This window comes from Cellulosimicrobium sp. AB352 (assembly GCF_049538415.1).
Lineage (GTDB): Bacteria > Actinomycetota > Actinomycetes > Actinomycetales > Cellulomonadaceae > Cellulosimicrobium > Cellulosimicrobium funkei.
This window is the reverse complement of record NZ_JBMVFX010000009.1, coordinates 21,487-37,627: the sequence shown is the minus strand read 5'-3', so window position 1 is coordinate 37,627 and position 16,141 is coordinate 21,487. Positions and strand designations below refer to the sequence as shown.

General features: G+C 75.6%; 13 protein-coding genes. 3 read left to right on the top strand and 10 right to left on the bottom strand.

The features are described 5' to 3' along the window. Nucleotides 1–42: 42 nt before the first annotated feature. From ACPCUX_RS08385 to ACPCUX_RS08365, 5 genes are read right to left on the bottom strand one after another with little or no spacing between them, the layout of a single operon-like run. A complete protein-coding gene (locus tag ACPCUX_RS08385) occupies nucleotides 43–1,023 on the bottom strand; it encodes an NAD-dependent epimerase/dehydratase family protein (RefSeq protein ID WP_423388545.1) in 981 nt (326 codons plus the stop codon). Continuing rightward, complete coding sequence (locus ACPCUX_RS08380) at nucleotides 1,020–2,849, bottom strand: class I adenylate-forming enzyme family protein (RefSeq protein ID WP_423388544.1); 1,830 nt, start codon at nucleotides 2,847–2,849, stop codon at nucleotides 1,020–1,022. The genes ACPCUX_RS08385 and ACPCUX_RS08380 overlap by 4 nt, the downstream gene beginning before the upstream one ends. Beyond that, a complete protein-coding gene (locus ACPCUX_RS08375) occupies nucleotides 2,846–4,138 on the bottom strand; it encodes a cytochrome P450 (RefSeq protein WP_423388543.1) in 1,293 nt (430 codons plus the stop codon). The genes ACPCUX_RS08380 and ACPCUX_RS08375 overlap by 4 nt, the downstream gene beginning before the upstream one ends. Next, nucleotides 4,135–4,926, bottom strand: a complete 792-nt coding sequence (locus tag ACPCUX_RS08370; RefSeq protein WP_423388542.1) for a glycosyltransferase family 2 protein — start codon at nucleotides 4,924–4,926, stop codon at nucleotides 4,135–4,137. The genes ACPCUX_RS08375 and ACPCUX_RS08370 overlap by 4 nt, the downstream gene beginning before the upstream one ends. Next, nucleotides 4,923–6,017, bottom strand: coding sequence for a 3-oxoacyl-ACP synthase III family protein (locus ACPCUX_RS08365; RefSeq protein ID WP_240696671.1), 1,095 nt, complete (start codon nucleotides 6,015–6,017; stop codon nucleotides 4,923–4,925). Before ACPCUX_RS08365 ends, ACPCUX_RS08370 begins: the two co-directional genes overlap by 4 nt. Nucleotides 6,018–6,145: 128 nt before the next feature. Between ACPCUX_RS08365 and ACPCUX_RS08360 the strand changes: the two genes are divergently transcribed. Next, nucleotides 6,146–7,498, top strand: coding sequence for a cytochrome P450 (locus ACPCUX_RS08360; protein ID WP_423388541.1), 1,353 nt, complete (start codon nucleotides 6,146–6,148; stop codon nucleotides 7,496–7,498). Between the two features lie 37 nt (nucleotides 7,499–7,535). On the opposite strand, the gene ACPCUX_RS08355 is transcribed toward ACPCUX_RS08360, so the two are convergent. The 3 genes from ACPCUX_RS08355 to ilvD (ACPCUX_RS08345) all read right to left on the bottom strand — a co-directional run bounded on the left by ACPCUX_RS08355 (nucleotide 7,536) and on the right by ilvD (ACPCUX_RS08345) (nucleotide 10,890). Beyond that, nucleotides 7,536–8,348 (bottom strand): hypothetical protein, encoded by an 813-nt coding sequence (locus ACPCUX_RS08355; RefSeq protein WP_423388540.1) that lies wholly within the window; start codon nucleotides 8,346–8,348, stop codon nucleotides 7,536–7,538. Between the two features lie 68 nt (nucleotides 8,349–8,416). Next, the gene (locus tag ACPCUX_RS08350; RefSeq protein WP_396052256.1) at nucleotides 8,417–9,091 is read right to left on the bottom strand and encodes a 4a-hydroxytetrahydrobiopterin dehydratase; all 675 of its coding nucleotides are present in this window, start codon (nucleotides 9,089–9,091) and stop codon (nucleotides 8,417–8,419) included. An 80-nt stretch (nucleotides 9,092–9,171) separates the two neighbouring features. Then, the gene (gene ilvD, locus ACPCUX_RS08345) at nucleotides 9,172–10,890 is read right to left on the bottom strand and encodes a dihydroxy-acid dehydratase (RefSeq protein ID WP_021482630.1); all 1,719 of its coding nucleotides are present in this window, start codon (nucleotides 10,888–10,890) and stop codon (nucleotides 9,172–9,174) included. Between the two features lie 126 nt (nucleotides 10,891–11,016). Here ilvD (ACPCUX_RS08345) and ACPCUX_RS08340 point away from each other — a divergent pair, with 126 nt between their 5' ends. Then, nucleotides 11,017–11,577, top strand: a complete 561-nt coding sequence (locus ACPCUX_RS08340) for a hypothetical protein (RefSeq protein WP_051028306.1) — start codon at nucleotides 11,017–11,019, stop codon at nucleotides 11,575–11,577. 78 nt (nucleotides 11,578–11,655) lie between these two features. Here the strand turns inward: ACPCUX_RS08340 and ilvD (ACPCUX_RS08335) are convergent, their stop codons facing one another. Beyond that, a complete protein-coding gene (gene ilvD, locus ACPCUX_RS08335; RefSeq protein ID WP_021482360.1) occupies nucleotides 11,656–13,518 on the bottom strand; it encodes a dihydroxy-acid dehydratase in 1,863 nt (620 codons plus the stop codon). Nucleotides 13,519–13,837: 319 nt separating this feature from the next. On the opposite strand from ilvD (ACPCUX_RS08335), the gene ACPCUX_RS08330 reads away from it, so the two are divergent. After that, nucleotides 13,838–14,422 (top strand): DoxX family protein, encoded by a 585-nt coding sequence (locus ACPCUX_RS08330; RefSeq protein WP_051028307.1) that lies wholly within the window; start codon nucleotides 13,838–13,840, stop codon nucleotides 14,420–14,422. Between the two features lie 86 nt (nucleotides 14,423–14,508). Here ACPCUX_RS08330 and ACPCUX_RS08325 read toward each other — a convergent pair whose 3' ends face one another. After that, nucleotides 14,509–16,140 carry a peptide MFS transporter gene (locus ACPCUX_RS08325; protein ID WP_083711909.1) on the bottom strand — a complete coding sequence of 544 codons (1,632 nt, stop codon included), beginning with the start codon at nucleotides 16,138–16,140 and terminating at the stop codon, nucleotides 14,509–14,511. Nucleotide 16,141: the final 1 nt, after the last annotated feature.

Below are 16,141 nucleotides of genomic sequence, written 5' to 3'. Positions count from 1 at the left end.
CAACCTAGCGGGTCGGCGTCACGATACCCAGGGCTTTCGCCGCTACCACCGCTCGGCCCCGACGAAGCTCGTGAGAGCCGGGTCGACGCCCAGCACGTCGCGCAGGACCGCGAGGTCGTAGGTGCGTTCCATCGCGAGGTGGCTCAGCGCGTACCGGGTCAGGCGTGGCGGCTCGGGGCGGCGCAGCCGCCGGGCGACCGTCTCGACCGCGCCCGCGAGCGCCCAGGCGGGGCGCACCGGGACGGCGACGACCCGCACGGCGGTACCGCGGCGGCGCAGCGCGTCGGCGAGCGCGTCGCGCAGGACCACCGGCTCGGCGTCGGCGACGTTCACGACGAGCGGGCCTCCGGCCGCGCCGTCCCCCGCGCCGGGCGCGCGGGCCGCGGTGTCGGGCAGCATGACGGCGGCGCGCACCGCGGCGAGCAGCGTGTCCACGTGGGTCAGGGACTGGAGGACGCGTCCGCCGCCGGGCAGGACGAGGCGTCCGCGCCGCACGGCGGCCTCGACGCGCGGCAGGAGCGTCGAGTCGCCCGGCCCGTAGACGGCGTGCGGGCGCAGGACGACGACAGCGCCGCGGTCGGGGTGGCGCGCGACGTCGCGGGCCAGCGCGCGCTCGGCCTCCGCCTTCGTCGTGCCGTAGGCGTCGAGGTACCGGGCGACCGGCGCCTCGTGCTCGCGCGCGCGGACGCTCGGGCGGTACGGGTCGTACACGCTGCCGGACGAGACGTGCACGAACCGCGCGCCGGGGAACGTGTCGCGGACCGCGAGCGTCCCGGCGACGTTCGTGGCGCGCGCGACGTCGAGCGCGCACCAGTCGGACACGGCGGCGCCCGCGTGCACGACGGCGTCCACCGGGGGCGCGTCGGCGAGCGGACCGGTGGTGAGGTCCCAGGCGAGGTGCCGGGCGCCGTCGACCGCCGGGTCGCGGCGGGAGGACGTCCAGACCTCGTGGCCGTCGGCGACCAGCCCGCGCGCGACCGCTCCCCCGACGAACCCCGACGCCCCGGTGACGACAACCCTCACGCGCGGGTGCCGGGGGTGTCTCGGCCGACGGCGGTCGACGCGGCGGCTACCACCGGCTCGACGAGTCCGGCCGGAGCGGCGGGCACGGTCGGCGCGGCGCTCCCGAGCGGCGCGGCGAGCACCAACTGCGCGGCGGCGCGCGAGAGCGCGGCGCGGTCGGGCTTGCGCGAGCGACCGGCGAGCGGGATGCGGTCGGCGAGCAGCACGACGTCCGGCAGCGCGTCGTGGTCGAGCACGCCCGGCAGCGCGGTGCGCACCCGGTCCACGAGCGGGTGGTGCGGGTCCAGATGCACCGCCGCACCGGCGTCGGGCCGAGGGTCGGTCCCGGTGCCCGCGTCCGGCCGAGAGTCTCCCGGCGCCGAGGTGACGACGAGCGCGACCCGCTCGTCGCCGTCCACCTGGGGCACCCCCACGAGCAGCGCCTCGCCGACGCCGTCGAGCGCCGCGACGCGCGGCTCGTAGAGGCCGGGGTAGATGTTCGTCGTGCCGCGGATGATCATGTCCCGCGTGCGGCCGACGAGGACGAGCCGCCCCGCGTCGTCGAGGCGCGCGAGGTCGCCGGTGCGGTGCTCTGCGGCCCGTTCGCCTGCGCCCCGGGCGGGGGCGTCGAGGTCGTGCAGGTAGCCCGCCATGAGCGACGGCCCGGACAGCACGAGCTCCCCGACGCCGTCGTCGCGGCCGTCCTCGGGTTCCTCGTCCTCGACCGGGTCGAGCCGCGCGACCGTGCCGGGCAGCGGGACGCCGACGAGGTCGCCGTCGCCCGCGTGCGCGAGCTTCTCGCGGGCCTCGACCACCGCGACCGGCAGGATCTCCGTCATCCCGTACACCGCGACCCACCGCGTGCCGGGCAGCACGCGCGTCGCGCGCTCCAGGAGCGCGCGGGTCACGGGAGCGCCGCCGACGAGCGCGACGCGCGGCCCGTGCGCAGGCACCGTCCCGGCCTCGATCGCGTCGAGCAGCGCCGTGACGTCCGCGGGCACGAGGTACGTGCCTGCGGCGCCGTCGAGCTGGCGCGCGAAGGTCGTGATGTCGCGGCCCGGCGGGTCGGCCGGCACGGACCACGTGGCGCCCGCCAGCAGCGCCGGGACGCCGAGCAGCATCTGGTCGGTGTGCACGACGTCGCCCGGCGCGAGCGCGAACACGTCGCGCAGCAGGTCGCACCCGGCGAGCAGCGACCCGGCCGTGTGCACGACGGCCTTCGGCTGCGCCGTCGTGCCGGACGTGAAGACGGTGAGCGCCTCACGGTCCGGGTCGAGCGGCGGCAGCGCCGCGCGATCGACCGCGCTCGCGGCGAGGCGGCGGGCGGCGCGCGAGCCGCGCGGCACCCCGGGGAGCCACGCGCCGGCGTGCACGTGCCGCAGCGGGAGGCTCGCGTAGTCGGGCAGGAGCAGGCCTCGTGACCGGGCCAGACGGCGCAGCGGCCCGCGCGAGACGGCGTAGAGGAGCGACTCGGTCGTCGCGAGCGACGGCCCGGCCGCACCCACGCGCGCGGCGAAGAGCTCCGGCGTCGAGCCGGGGTCGACGAAGACGACGGTCCCGCCCGCCCGGACCACCCCGAACGCGAGCACGACGCCCTCCGGCCGGGGCCGCACCGAGAACAGGGCGCGGTCACCCGGCGCGAGGCCGTCGGCCGCGAGCGCCGTCGCGGTCGCCTCGACGCGCCGCGCGAGGTCGACGTACGTGACCTCCTCGCGCACGCGCGCACCGCGGCGGCCCGGCCGCGTCCAGCGCCGGAGCGCGACCGCGTCGGCGGACGCGTGCCCGGCGGCCCCGCGGGCGAGGATCGGGGCGAGCAGGTGGCGGGATACGGCGTCGGGCGTGGTCACGCCGCCTCCCCCGCCGACGACGCGGCCGATCCCGCGACCGGGCCCGACGCGCGCACCTCACCGCCGACGGCCCGTACGACGAGCGAGCGGTACGCCGGGATGAGCACGCCGCGGGCGGCGGCGCGGTCGGTGACCTGGAGGCTCTGACCCGCCGCGGCGACCGGGCGCAGGGCGTCCAGGACGGCATCGACCTGGGCCGTCGCGAGCGGCATCCCGAGGCAGAAGTGCGGTCCGGCGCCGAACCACAGGTGCCGCACCGCCGGGTCGACGGGGGCGTCCGGGTCGAAGGGGCCCGCGTCCTTGCAGCAAGAGATCGTCGCGATCACGACCCGGTCGCCCGCGCGGACGCGGACGTCGCCCACGGTCGCGTCGGCGCGCACCGAGCGCAGCATCGCGGGGGTCGGTGCCGTGACGCGCAGCGCCTCCTCGACGACGCGACCGCGCAGCGCGGCGGCCTCCGGCCCTGCGCCGGGGTCGGCCGCGAGGAGCCGGTCGAGCCAGCCGGTGTCCGCGGTGAGCGCCACGAGGCGCGGCACGAACGACTGGATGGTCTCGGTGCCCGTGAGGACGAACGCGCCGACGGCGCCGAGCGCCTCGTCCTCCGAGAGCCCGAGCTCGCGCATGCGCCCGGGGACGGTCGCGGGGTCCCCCGCGCGGTACGCGTCGCGCGCCGGCGCGGACAGCCGTGCGAGGACGGCGCGCGCGTGCCGCACCTGGCTGGGCGTGAGGCTGCGCCGGTGCAGGCGCACGAGCCCGACCACGGACTGCGCGGCGGTCATCGCCTCACGGACGGCGGCGTCCGTCGGGGGCAGCCCGGTCATCGCGCAGACGACCGTCCCGGCCATGGTCGCCGTCTCCGCCACGAGGTCGACGCGCTCGCCGGCGAGCAGCCGCGGGGCGAGGCCCGCGAGGACGTCGGGCACGCTCACCGCGACGAGGTCGCGCACCGCACGGGGTGTGAAGAGACCCGACAGCGCCCGGCGCAGGCGTGCGTGATCGGCGCCCTCCATGTTGAGGAGCACGGACGGGCCGAGCACGGGCGTCCACAGGTCCGACGGCGACCCCGGGCCCACCTTGGAGAAGTGCTCGGTGTCGAGCAGCACGGCGCGCGCCGTCGCCGCGTCGGACACGACCACCCCGATCCCGGGGACGCGCACGACCGGGCCGCGGTGCCGCAGGGCCCGGATCGCCGGGTACACGAGCGGGTGCGCCCCGCGCTGGACCCGCTCCTCCCAGCGCATCGCCGCGGCGAGCCCGGCGGGCGCGGAGGCGAGCGCCGTGCCGGTCATCGGATGTCCACGAGCTCGGGCCGGTAGCGGTGGTCGGCGTACCAGCCGAGCGTGCGGACGAGGCCCCACGCGTGCGCCCGGCGCGTGGAGGCCCGCACGACGACGTCGCGGTGCGCGCCGTACCGCCGCGTGTGACGGCGCACCGCGTTGACGAGCGCCCGGTCCTCGTGGACGTCCTCGATCGCGGTGCGCGGGAACCCGCCCGCCGCCTCGTACAGCGCCGCGGTGATCGCCATGTTGCAGCCCGGCGCCATGACGTAGGGCCCGAGGTAGGACGGGTCCTGGTTGCCGGGGCGGAAGCGCCCGAACGTGCTCGCGACGCTCACCGCCGCGGAGAGCACGCCCTGCTGGACGCGCGAGACCGGGCGGTCGTCGGTGCGCGGCACGAGCCGTCCCGCGACGAGATCGTGCCCGCTCGCGAACGCGGCGCGCACGCGTCGGGTCCAGTCGGGCAGCGGCAGGCAGTCGGCGTCGGTGCGCGCGAGGTGGGTCGCGCCCTGCGCGATCGCCGCCCGCATCCCCGTGTCGGCCGCCGCGCCCGTGCCCTTCTGCGGCTCGTCGACGACGCGCCACCGCGTCATGCCCCACGCCGCCGCGGTCGCGCGCGCCAGGTCGCCCGTGCCGTCCGACGACCCGTTGTCCACGACGACGAGGTCGAAGTCCGTGTCCTGCTGGTCGCGCAGCGCCTCCAGCGTCGCGACGATCCCGTGCGCCTCGTCGCGCGCGGGCACCACGACGGCGAGCCGCTGCGTGCTCGCCACTCCTCGCGTGAACCGCCGGGTGCTCACAGCCGCACCACCGTCGCGCCGATGCTGATGCCGCCCGCGAGGCCGACGAGCACGACGACGTCGCCCGGCCCGACCCGACCCGTCTCAAGCGCGGTCGCGAGCTGGAGCGGGAGCGTCGCGGAGGCGACGTTGCCGTGGTCGGCGACGGTGACGAGCGTGCGGCCGGTCGGCAGACCGAGCGCGGCGTGCACGTCGTCGAGGTAGGCGACGGCGACCTGGTGCACGGCGACGAGCGCGACGTCGTCCCACGTAAGCCCCGCACGGCCGAGCGCGTCGAGGACGACCCCCGGGCCGAGCGCGAGGAACGCGTCCCGGAGCCGGGACCCGTCGATCTCGAAGTAGGTGCGCTCGAGGTCGCGCGGGTGCGCGGTGCCGCCCCCGGGGAGCATGCCGACGTCCCAGTGCGTCGACTCGGCGCCGAACGCGCTCGCGAGGATGCCGCGGGGCGCGGGGGCGCCGGAGCCGTCGCGCGCGTCGGCCTCCGCCGCGGTGGCGCGGCGCACGAGGACGGCGGCCCCGGCGTCGGACATGGTGTAGCCCGGGGCTGAGAGCAGGTACGTCGCACGGTCGGGGACGTCCCAGCGCACGGCGCGCGACGGGGCCTCCCCGCACGCGACGAGGACCGTCCCGTACCGGCCCGTCGCGACGAGCGCCTCGGCGACCTCGATCGCGTTGAGCACGGAGTTGCACGCGTTCTTGACGTCCATGACGGGCGCCCGGACCCCGAGCTTCGCGGCGACGATGTGGCTCGTCGCGGGCTCGACCATGTCCTGGCTCGCCGACGCGAAGAGCAGCAGGTCGACGTCGTCGGGCGCGAGGCCCTGGGTCGCGAGCAGCTTCTCCGCGGCCGCGACGGCGAGGTCGGAGGCGTCCCAGTCGTCGGGGAGCACGTGGACCTGCCGCACGCCCGTGAGGCGCGAGACCATCGGCACGCGCGGCGCCGCGCCCGGGTTGCGCTCCGCGAGCGCGCGCTCCGCCTCGCGCACGTCGACCACGCGCTCGGGCAGGTGGACCCCGACGGCGGCGATCACCGCCGCGGGACGCACGGGAGCGGACCCGGGGGCTACCGGGCGGGGTGGGTTCTCTGGCACGCGCGACACAGTAGCCAAGCAGACCCCCTCGGACGGCGGTCGTCCACAGGTTCCGATGGGGTGAAGTGCCCATCCCCGGACGGCGGCGCGGCCGCCCCGTGGCCTCCCCGGTGCGCCACACTGACCCCGTGACTGCGACCACGACCGGCCCCGTGCCCGCCCGCGAACGACGTCGCGCCCTGCCCACGACCCGGCACGAGCTGCAGGTCCTCACCGCCGCACGCCCCGCGATGGCCGGTGTGCTGCTCGTGGGCGGCGCGCTCACCGGGCCGCGTCCGGGCGGAGGGCTGCGCCGGGTCCCGGGCCTCGGGTGGGTGACGGCCGACCCGACCGTGGGTCGCCGCATCCTCACCGACCACCGGCACTTCACGATCGTCGGCGAGGGCGGGGTCGGGCACCTCTGGGCCCAGATCCTCGGCGACTGGGTCCTCGACCTGTTCGACGGCCCGGGCCACCACGACCTGCGCACCCGCTCGCGCGAGCTCTTCACCGAGGCGAGCGCCGCGGCGCTGGTCGACGGCGCGTGGTCGCTCGCGCTCGACGACGCGCGCCGCACCCTCGCCGCGGGCGGGTCGGTCGACGTCGGCCGGCTCGCGCGCGTGCTCGTCGGCCGGATGATGATCTCGCTGCTCGGCATCCCGTCCCCGGCGGCCACCGGGGCGGGCTCAGGGCCGGGCTCAGCGGCGGTCGCCGGGACCGGCGCGACGCCGGAGGCCGTTCCGACGGACGACGACGCGCTCGCGGCCTTCGCGACGGGCGAGCGCCTCGCGTCGATCGCGCTCGGGAGCGCAGGCTCGACGTACCTCGCGCCGGGCCAGGTCGCCGCGGCGCGGGAGATCGTCGCCGAGCTGACCCAGGGCGTCCCGGACGGGTGGCGGCACGCGCCGGCCGACCGCCTGCTCGGCCGGTGCCGCGAGCTCGGCCTCGGGCTGGAGGAGACGACCGGGCTCGCGAGCCTGCTCATGGTCGCGGGCACCGAGACGTCGGCGTCCGCGATGGCCCGCACCACCGCGCTCCTGATCGACACGGGCGAGCAGCACCGCCTGCTCCGGCTCCTGGCCGACGAGCGCGCCCACCCCGTCACGCGCGCAGCCGGCGAGCCGGACGCCGTCGAGAACGCAGTGCGCGAGGGTCTGCGCGTGACGAGCCCGGCGTCGGTGATCGGCCGGGGCGTGTCGGCCGACGTCGAGGTCGCGGGCCGCACCCTGCGCGCCGGGGAGCGCGTCATGATCCTCACGTGGGCGGCGAACACAGCGGCCGGGCCGTTCCGCGCCGACCGCCCCTACGTGCGCGAGACGCGCCAGCTCTGGTTCGGCGCGGGGCGCCACCTGTGCCTCGGCGCCGCGCTCGCCCGCGCCGAGATCGCCGCGCTCCTGCACGCGCTGTTCGACGACGGCGCACCCCTGCGCGTCGTCTCGCGCCGCGCCAAGCGGCGGGTCCTGGTGCCCGGCTACGACGAGCTCGTCGTCGCGCGCGCCTGACCCCGCAGGCCGGGTCTCGTCAGCGGCACACCGGGCGTCAGCCCTGCGGGGTGACGCTCCACGTGCCGGCGGTCTTCACGGCGAGGACGCCGGGAAGCGCGAGGTCGTACGTCTCGGTGAACGCCTCGGTGTCGCCGAACATGCGCGACGCCTCGCGCGTGACCCCGAAGTACCGGCCCTGGAACGAGTCCTCGGGGGCCGCCGGCGTCCACGACACCTCCGCGCTCGTCGTGCTGCCGTCGAGCCGCAGGACGGTCGGCCCCGTGCCCGACTGCGGCCCTGCGACGGGCGGCAGGTCGTTCCAGCTCTCGAACCGCAGGGACCACTCCCCCGACGCTTCGAGCCAGATCGACTGCTGCGGCGCGGAGTCCTCGAAGACGTCCATGAGGTACGACCCGGTCGTCTCACCGAGCGCGCCCGGGTACGGCGTGACGTCCGTCGGCGCCATGAACGCGCGTGTCCCGGCGCAGTCACCGCAGTCCAGGTGCACGACGACGGCGAAGTCGCCGTCGCGCGCGAACGTCACGGCGGCGCTCCCCGTCCCGCTCGCCGCGGCGGGTGCACCGGCGGCGACCGTTCCCGCGTCCACCGCCTGGGCGGGTGGCGCGGAGGGACGGTCGGCGAGCGGGTCGACCACCTCGGGCGTCGTCTCCTCCGACGGCTCGTCGCGCGTGCCCGGCGCGTCCTCGGTGGCCGTCGGGCTCGGGGCGGAGGACCCCGGAGCGGCCTCCGGCTCCCCGGCGGCCGTGCACCCGCCGAGCGCGACGACCGCGGCCGTCACGATGGCCAGCGGGACGACGGCGGGCGCGGCTCGACGACGGCGCGGCGATCTCTCCGGACGGGCGCTCACGGGACCAGCCTCGCAGGGGCCGGACGGTTCTTGCGCGCTCGTCTCACCCCCGGCGCCACGGGGCGCGGTCAGTCGCGCGCCTGCCAGGTGCACACGCACGCCTCGTTGCCCTCGGCGTCGGCCAGGACCCAGAACGCGGGCGCGCGACGGTCGGACACGAGGTGCCCGCCCGCGGCGATGGCGGCGGTGACGCGCGCCTCCGCGACGTCGTGCGGGACCGTCACGTCCACGTGGATGCGGTTGCGCTGCTCGCGCGGCGCGTCCATCTGCTGGAACCAGAACGCGGGGGCGCGCCCGCTCGGGTCGCGGAGCTCGGGCGCGGGCAGCTCGGGCGCGCCCTCGTCGAACCCGAGGACCGCGCGCCAGAACGGCTGCACCGCCGTGCCGACGAGCGTGTCGATCGCGATCTCGAGGTCCTGCACCGCCGTCGGGTCCGCGACGAGGTCGAGCTCGCGCGCCGCCGCGGAGATCTGCCGGGCGAGGGCCACGTCCCGCTCGCTGACGCCCCCGACGTCGTGCGAGGTCAGCCGGACCGTCACCGTCCCGTACCGCAGGTCCACGTCGGGGTGGTGGTTCGCCGCCTCGGCGAGCTCGCCGATCGCGTCGACCAGCTCCACCCCGGCGGTGAACGACCCCGTGCGGAACAGCGTCTGCACCGTCCTCAGGATGAACCGCCAGTCCTCGACGCCGTCGCTGTCGTGGAACTGGCGCGCGGTGATGCGGTCGTCCGCCGTCTGGGTCATGGCCGTCCTCCGGGGTGCGTCGCTGCGGCGAGGTGCGACACCACGCTAGTGCGCGCCTCCGACGCCCGCGCGCTCCGCGGTCACTCGAGGATCGCGCCGCGCGACGCCGACTGGACGAGCTTGGCGTACTTCGCGAGCACCCCGCGCGTGAACGTCGGGGGCAGCGGCGCCCACCCGTCGCGGCGCGCGGCGAGCGTGTCGGCGTCGACGAGCAGGTCGAGCGTCTTGTTCGCGACGTCGAGCCGGATCGGGTCGCCGTCGCGCACGAACGCGATGGGGCCCCCGTCGACCGCCTCGGGCGCGACGTGCCCCACGCACAGGCCGGTCGTCCCGCCGGAGAAGCGGCCGTCCGTGAGCAGCAGGACCGTCTTGCCGAGCCCCGCGCCCTTGATCGCGCCTGTGATGGCGAGCATCTCGCGCATCCCCGGGCCGCCCTTCGGCCCCTCGTACCGGATGACGACGACGTCCCCGTCGGTGATCGTGCCGTCCTCCAGGGCGTCGAGCGCCGCGCGCTCGCGCTCGAAGACGCGCGCGGTGCCCTCGAACACGTCCTCGTCGAACCCGGCGGACTTCACGACGGCGCCCTCGGGTGCGAGCGACCCGTGCAGGATCGTGATGCCCCCGGTGTGGTGGATCGGGTCGTCGAGCGCGCGCAGGATCTTGCCGTCCGGGTCTGGCGGGTCGATCTCGGCGAGGTTCTCCGCGACCGTGCGGCCCGTCACGGTGAGCGCGTCGCCGTGCAGCAGGCCGGCGTCGAGCAGGGCCTTCATGACGACGGGCACGCCGCCGATGCGGTCGACGTCGTTCATCACGTAGCGCCCGAACGGCTTGAGGTCTCCGAGGTGCGGCACGCGGCTCGCGACGCGGTCGAAGTCGGCGAGCGTGAGGTCGACCTCGGCCTCGTGCGCGATGGCGAGCAGGTGCAGCACCGCGTTGGTGGACCCGCCGAACGCCATGACGACGGCGATCGCGTTCTCGAACGCCTCCTTCGTCATGATGTCGCGCGCCGTGATGCCGAGCCGCAGCAGGTTGACGACGGCCTCGCCCGAGCGGTGCGCGAACGCGTCCCGGCGTCGGTCCGCCGACGGCGGCGCCGCCGAGCCGGGCAGCGACATGCCCATCGCCTCCGCGACCGACGCCATCGTGTTGGCCGTGTACATGCCGCCGCACGCGCCCTCGCCGGGGCAGATGGCGCGCTCGATGCGGTCCACGTCCTCGCGGCTCATGAGCCCGCGCGCGCACGCGCCGACCGCCTCGAACGCGTCGATGAGCGTGACGTCCTTCTCCGTGCCGTCGGAGAGCTTGACCCAGCCGGGCATGATCGAGCCCGCGTAGAGGAACACGCTCGCCAGGTCGAGCCGCGCTGCCGCCATGAGCATCCCCGGGAGGGACTTGTCGCACCCGGCGAGGAGGACCGTCCCGTCGAGGCGCTCCGCCTGGACGACCGTCTCGACCGAGTCCGCGATGATGTCGCGGCTCACGAGCGAGAAGTGCATCCCCTCGTGGCCCATGGAGATGCCGTCGGAGACGGAGATCGTCCCGAACTGCAGCGGGTACCCGCCGCCCGCGTGCACGCCCTCCTTCGCGCCCTGCGCGAGCCGGTCGAGCGACAGGTTGCACGGCGTGATCTCGTTCCACGAGCTCGCGATGCCGATCTGCGGCTTGGCGAAGTCCTCGTCGCCCATCCCGACGGCGCGCAGCATGCCGCGCGACGCCGTCGCCTCCAGGCCGTCGGTGACCTGGCGGGAACGCGGCTTGAGGTCGGGTCCGGCGTCGGACCCCGAGGTGTGCCCAGTCATGACCCCACTCTAGGAACGGCACCGGCGCGGGGCGCGGCGGGACGCGCCGCGGCACGGAGGCCCGCCCGGCCCGTGCAGGCCCGAGACGGGCCGACCGCGGTGCGAGGCGCACGGCATCATGGGGCCGTGCACACACGCCCCGGAGCCGTCCGAGCCGTCCTGCCCGTCCTCGCCCTGGCCGCGACCGCCGCGTGCGCGGCTCCCGCGCCGTCGGGCACGAGCCCCGGCTCCCCCACCTCCGCGACGTCCGCCCCCGCACCGGACGCGACGACCGGGACGCCCGACGACGCCGCGACCGCGACGGAGACCGCGAGCGCCGAGGAGGCTCCCCAGGGGCAGGTCGAGACGCCCGAGGAGTCGTTCCGCGCGTGGCTGGCCGCGAGCCGCGCGCCCGACGTCGAGGTCGCGTGCGGCTACCTCGCACCGGAGCTCGTCGACCGGATGGTCGCCGAGATGACGGCACAGGGGTGGCCGGGCATCACGGACTGCGCGTCGATGACCACGACCACCGCCGGTCTCTACGCGGCCGTGGGCGACGTGCCGGAGGTCGAGGTCGGCGTCCGCGAGGAGCGCGCCGACGCGACGGTGCTGTCCGTCGTCTACGACGGCGGCGACTGCGGGACCGCCGTCATGGTGCCGCAGGGCACGCGGTGGGTCGTCACCGAGCAGTCCGAGGAGGAGTGCTGACCCTCGCCGCGTGGGGCTCCGCGCCCGCGCACGACGACGAGCCCGCACCTCGGGAGGTGCGGGCCCGTCGTCGTCGGGTCAGCGGCGCTTGATGAGCGACACGTCGCGGACGGCGCCGCGGTCGGCGGACGTCGCCATGGCGGCATAGGCCTGGAGGGCGGGCGAGACGTAGCGGTCGCGGTCGACCGGCTGCCACGGGTTCTCGCGCGCCTCCATCTTGGCGCGGCGCTCGGCGAGCACGTCGTCGGGCACGTTGAGGCGGATGAGGCGCGTGTCGACGTCGATCTCGATCTCGTCGCCGTCCTCGACGAGGCCGATGACGCCGCCCGCGGCGGCCTCGGGCGAGACGTGGCCGACGGAGATGCCCGACGACCCGCCGGAGAAGCGGCCGTCGGTGATGAGCGCGGTGACCTTGCCGAGGCCGCGGCCCTTGATGAACGACGTCGGGTACAGCATCTCCTGCATGCCGGGGCCGCCCGCGGGGCCCTCGTAGCGCACGACGACGACGTGCCCGGGCTGGACCTGCTTGGTGAGGATCTTCTCGACGGCCTCGTCCTGCGACTCGCAGACGAGCGCCGTGCCGACGAAGTGGAAGACGTCCGGGTCGACGCCGGCGGTCTTGAACACGGCGCCGTCCTCGGCGAGGTTGCCGCGCAGCACGGCGAGCCCGCCCTCGACGGTGTACGCGTGCTCGAGGTCGCGGATGCAGCCCTCGGCCGCGTCGGTGTCGAGCGACTCCCAGCGGTTCGACGTCGAGAACGCCTGCGTGGTGCGCACTCCCCCGGGCGCCGCGTGGAACAGCTCGACGGCCCGCTCGGTCGCCTTGCCGCCCCGGACGTCCCAGTCGTCGAGCCACTCGCGCAGCGTCGGCGTGTGGACGCTCGTGACGTCGTGGTCGAGCAGGCCCGCGCGGTCGAGCTCGCCCAGGAGGGCGGGGATGCCGCCGGCGCGGTGCACGTCCTCCATGTGGAAGTTCGGGTGGTTCGGCGCGACCTTGGACAGGCACGGCACCTGGCGGCTGATGCGCTCGATGTCGGTGAGGTCGAAGTCGACGCCCCCCTCCTGCGCGGCGGCGAGGATGTGCAGCACGGTGTTCGTCGAGCCGCCCATCGCGACGTCGAGCGCCATGGCGTTCGAGAACGCGGCCTTGGTCGCGATCGAGCGGGGCGCGACGGAGTCGTCCTCGTCCTCGTAGTAGCGCTTCGCGAGCCCGACGATCGTGCGGCCGGCCTCGAGGAAGAGCTCCTTGCGCGCGGCGTGCGTCGCGAGGGTCGAGCCGTTGCCGGGGAGCGACAGGCCGAGCGCCTCGGTGAGGCAGTTCATCGAGTTCGCGGTGAACATGCCGGAGCACGACCCGCACGTGGGGCACGCGTTCTCCTCGACCTGGGCGAGCGCGGCGTCGGACACCGCGTCGTCGGCCGAGTAGTTGATCGCGTTGACGAGGTTGAGCGGGGTCTTCGCGACGCCGTCGGCGACGACCGCCTTGCCGGCCTCCATGGGCCCGCCGGACACGAAGATCACCGGGATGTTGAGCCGCAGCGCGGCGTTGAGCATGCCGGGCGTGATCTTGTCGCAGTTCGAGATGCACACGAGGGCGTCGGCGCAGTGCGCGTTGACCATGTACTCGACCGAGTCGGCGATGAGGTCGCGGCTCGGGAGCGAGTAGAGCATGCCGCCGTGGCCCATGGCGATGCCGTCGTCGACGGCGATGGTGTTGAACTCCTTGGAGACGCCGCCGGCCTCGCGGATCGCGGACGCGACGAGGTCGCCCATGTCCTTGAGGTGGACGTGGCCGGGGACGAACTGCGTGTACGAGTTGGCGATCGCGATGATCGGCTTGCCGAAGTCCTCCGCGCCCATGCCGGTCGCGCGCCAGAGGGCGCGGGCGCCGGCCATGTTGCGGCCGTGGGTGGACGTCCGAGAGCGCAGGGGGCGGCTCATTCCGGGTCAGCTCCTTCGACGGGGTGCTGCGACCGATCCTCCGGCCGCCGGGTCACATTACGCCTCGTCGGGGCGGTCCGGCCGAGGCGTCCGTCTCGTGGTCGTGCGGCCTACGTACGTAGCCCCGAGGGACCTACGGGATGTCCACGCGATCCGGACGTAAGGGTTGAACCGCCTCCCGTACCCCTGCCACCGTGGGCGAGCACGTCACGGCCGGACGACCACCGCGACGCCTCGACGGGGAGCGGCACACCGCTCGGGTCGGGGTGGGTCCTCGCCGGCCCCGACCCGACCACTTCTCTCCCGAGGGGGCACCTCCATGTCCACGTCCACCACCGCCGCGCCGCCCGGCGCCACCCCGGGGGCCGCAGCGCGCACCACCGGCCCCGTCACCCAGGACGACGTCGTCACGCGCTCGTCGGCCCGCCACGCCCTCGCGCTCACGCGGATCGGCACGGCCGTCGTCTTCCTGTGGCCGTTCACCGACAAGCTCGTCGGCCTCGGGTACGCGACCCCGCGCGAGCGCGCGTGGCTCGCGGGGGGCGCACCCACGCAGGGCTACCTCGAGAACGGCGCCCAGGGCCCGCTCGCGAGCACGTTCGCCGCGATGGCGAGCCCCGTCACCGACTGGCTCTTCATGCTCGGGCTGCTGGGCGTCGGCCTCGCGCTCCTGCTGGGGATCGGCCTGCGGGTCGCCGCGGTGAGCGGCACGGTCCTGTTCGCGATGCTGTGGCTCTCGCAGTGGCCGCTCGCGGCCGGTTCGAACAACCCGGTCGTCGACGACCACGTCCTCGTGATCCTGCTACTCGCCGTCCTCGCGACGACGCTCGCGGGCGACACGTGGGGCCTCGGCCGACGCTGGGCGGCCCTCCCCCTCGTGCGCCGGGCGGCCTGGCTGCGCTGACGCGCCGCGGGACTGGCACCACCACGGGTGCAGGACCGGAGCGGGGCCGCGACGTCGCGGCCCCGCTCCGTCGTCCGACGCCGCCCTCAGGCCCCGGCGGTGTGCGCGCCCTCGAGCTCGTCGGCGTGGCGGATGTGCCGCGTGACCCACGGCGCGAGCGCGAACAGCGCGAGCGCGAACACGAGGGTGATGGCGCCGATGCCGCCGAAGTACGCGGTGTCGGAGGCACCCTCGGTGACCTGCACGACCTGCGCCGTGATGGCCTGCCCGGCGGCGGGCGCGAGGAACCACAGGGCCATCGCCTGGGACCGGAACGCCTTGGGCGCGAGCAGCGTCGTCGCGGCGAGGCCGACCGGCGACAGGCACAGCTCGCCGAGCGTCTGGATCACGTAGACGAGCACGAGCACCCACGACGGCGCCTTGCCGTCGCCGACGACGGCCGACGCGGCCGCGAGGAAGAGGAACGACACCGACGCGAGGGTGAGGCCGATCGCGAACTTGTTGGCCGTCGTCGGGCGGTCGCCCGTCTTGAGCCAGATCCACGCGAACACGGGCGCGAGGACGATGATCGACAGCGGGTTCACCGACTGGAAGAACTCGGGGCTGATGCCCACGCCGAAGAACGTCAGGTCGGTGCGGTCCTTCGCGAACGCCGAGAGCGTCGTGGCCGCCTGCTCGAAGATCATCCAGAAGAGCATCGCCGCGACGAACAGCGGGATGTACGCGATGACGCGCGGCCGCTCGGCGTCCGTCACGCGCGGCGAGCGGTACATGACGATGAAGTAGGCGATCGGCGCGAGGAACGCCAGGTAGGACATCGTGTCGATGAAGGTCGAGATCTCGAACCCGCCCGCGACGAGGACGGCGACCAGACCGACGAGCACCACGCCGCCCGCGATGAGGAGGAAGATCCGCGCGATCTTCGCGCGCTCCTCGGGGCGGACGGGGTTGGGCACGTGCGCCCCCGCCTCGCCGAGGTAGCGCCGGCCCGCGACGAAGAACACGAGCGCGACGGCCATCCCCACCGCGGCCACGGCGAAGCCCGCGTGGTAGCCGCCCCAGGCCCGCGCGGCGCCCACGAGGAACGGCGCGACGAACGAGCCGAGGTTGATGCCCATGTAGAAGATCGAGAAGCCCGAGTCGCGGCGCGGGTCGTCGCGCGCGTACAGCTCGCCGACCATCGACGACACGTTCGGCTTGAGCAGGCCGGTGCCGAGCGCGACGAGCGCGATGCCCACCATCGAGAAGCCCGCGCCGGGGACCGTGAGGCTCACGTGCCCGGCCGCGATGATGATGCCGCCGTACAGGACGGAGCGCCGGGACCCGATCACGCGGTCCGCGAGCCAGCCGCCCACGACGGACAGCAGGTACACGCTGGTGCCGTAGATCGACACGAGCGCGAGGCCCGTCGTCTCCCCGATGCCCAGGCCGCCGTTCGCCACGGTGTCCGTGAGGTAGAACAGCAGGATCGCGCGCATCCCGTAGTAGCTGAACCGCTCCCACAGCTCGGTGGTGAAGAGCGTCAGCAGCCCGCGCGGGTGCCCGAAGAACGCGTGGTCCCCGACGATGGCCCCCGCTGCGGGGCCCTCGGCGGCCCCTACACCGGCCGCGGTCCCCGGCCCGAGGGGCGGTGCCCCGGCCTCCGGCTCGGTGCGCGCCTCGCGCCCGAGCGCACGGCGTCGCGCGTCGTCCTGCTCTCGTCGGTCGTCACCACCCATC

What these genes read in the sequence shown, in the direction of transcription:
- ACPCUX_RS08375 (WP_423388543.1), bottom strand. Translation starts at nt 4,138, where the DNA reads ATGACCGGCACGGCGCTCGCCTCCGCGCCCGCCGGGCTCGCCGCGGCG.
- ACPCUX_RS08350 (WP_396052256.1), bottom strand. Translation starts at nt 9,091, where the DNA reads ATGACCCAGACGGCGGACGACCGCATCACCGCGCGCCAGTTCCACGAC.
- ilvD (WP_021482630.1), bottom strand. Translation starts at nt 10,890, where the DNA reads ATGACTGGGCACACCTCGGGGTCCGACGCCGGACCCGACCTCAAGCCG.
- ilvD (WP_021482360.1), bottom strand. Translation starts at nt 13,518, where the DNA reads ATGAGCCGCCCCCTGCGCTCTCGGACGTCCACCCACGGCCGCAACATG.
- ACPCUX_RS08330 (WP_051028307.1), top strand. Translation starts at nt 13,838, where the DNA reads ATGTCCACGTCCACCACCGCCGCGCCGCCCGGCGCCACCCCGGGGGCC.
- ACPCUX_RS08325 (WP_083711909.1), bottom strand. Translation starts at nt 16,140, where the DNA reads ATGGGTGGTGACGACCGACGAGAGCAGGACGACGCGCGACGCCGTGCG.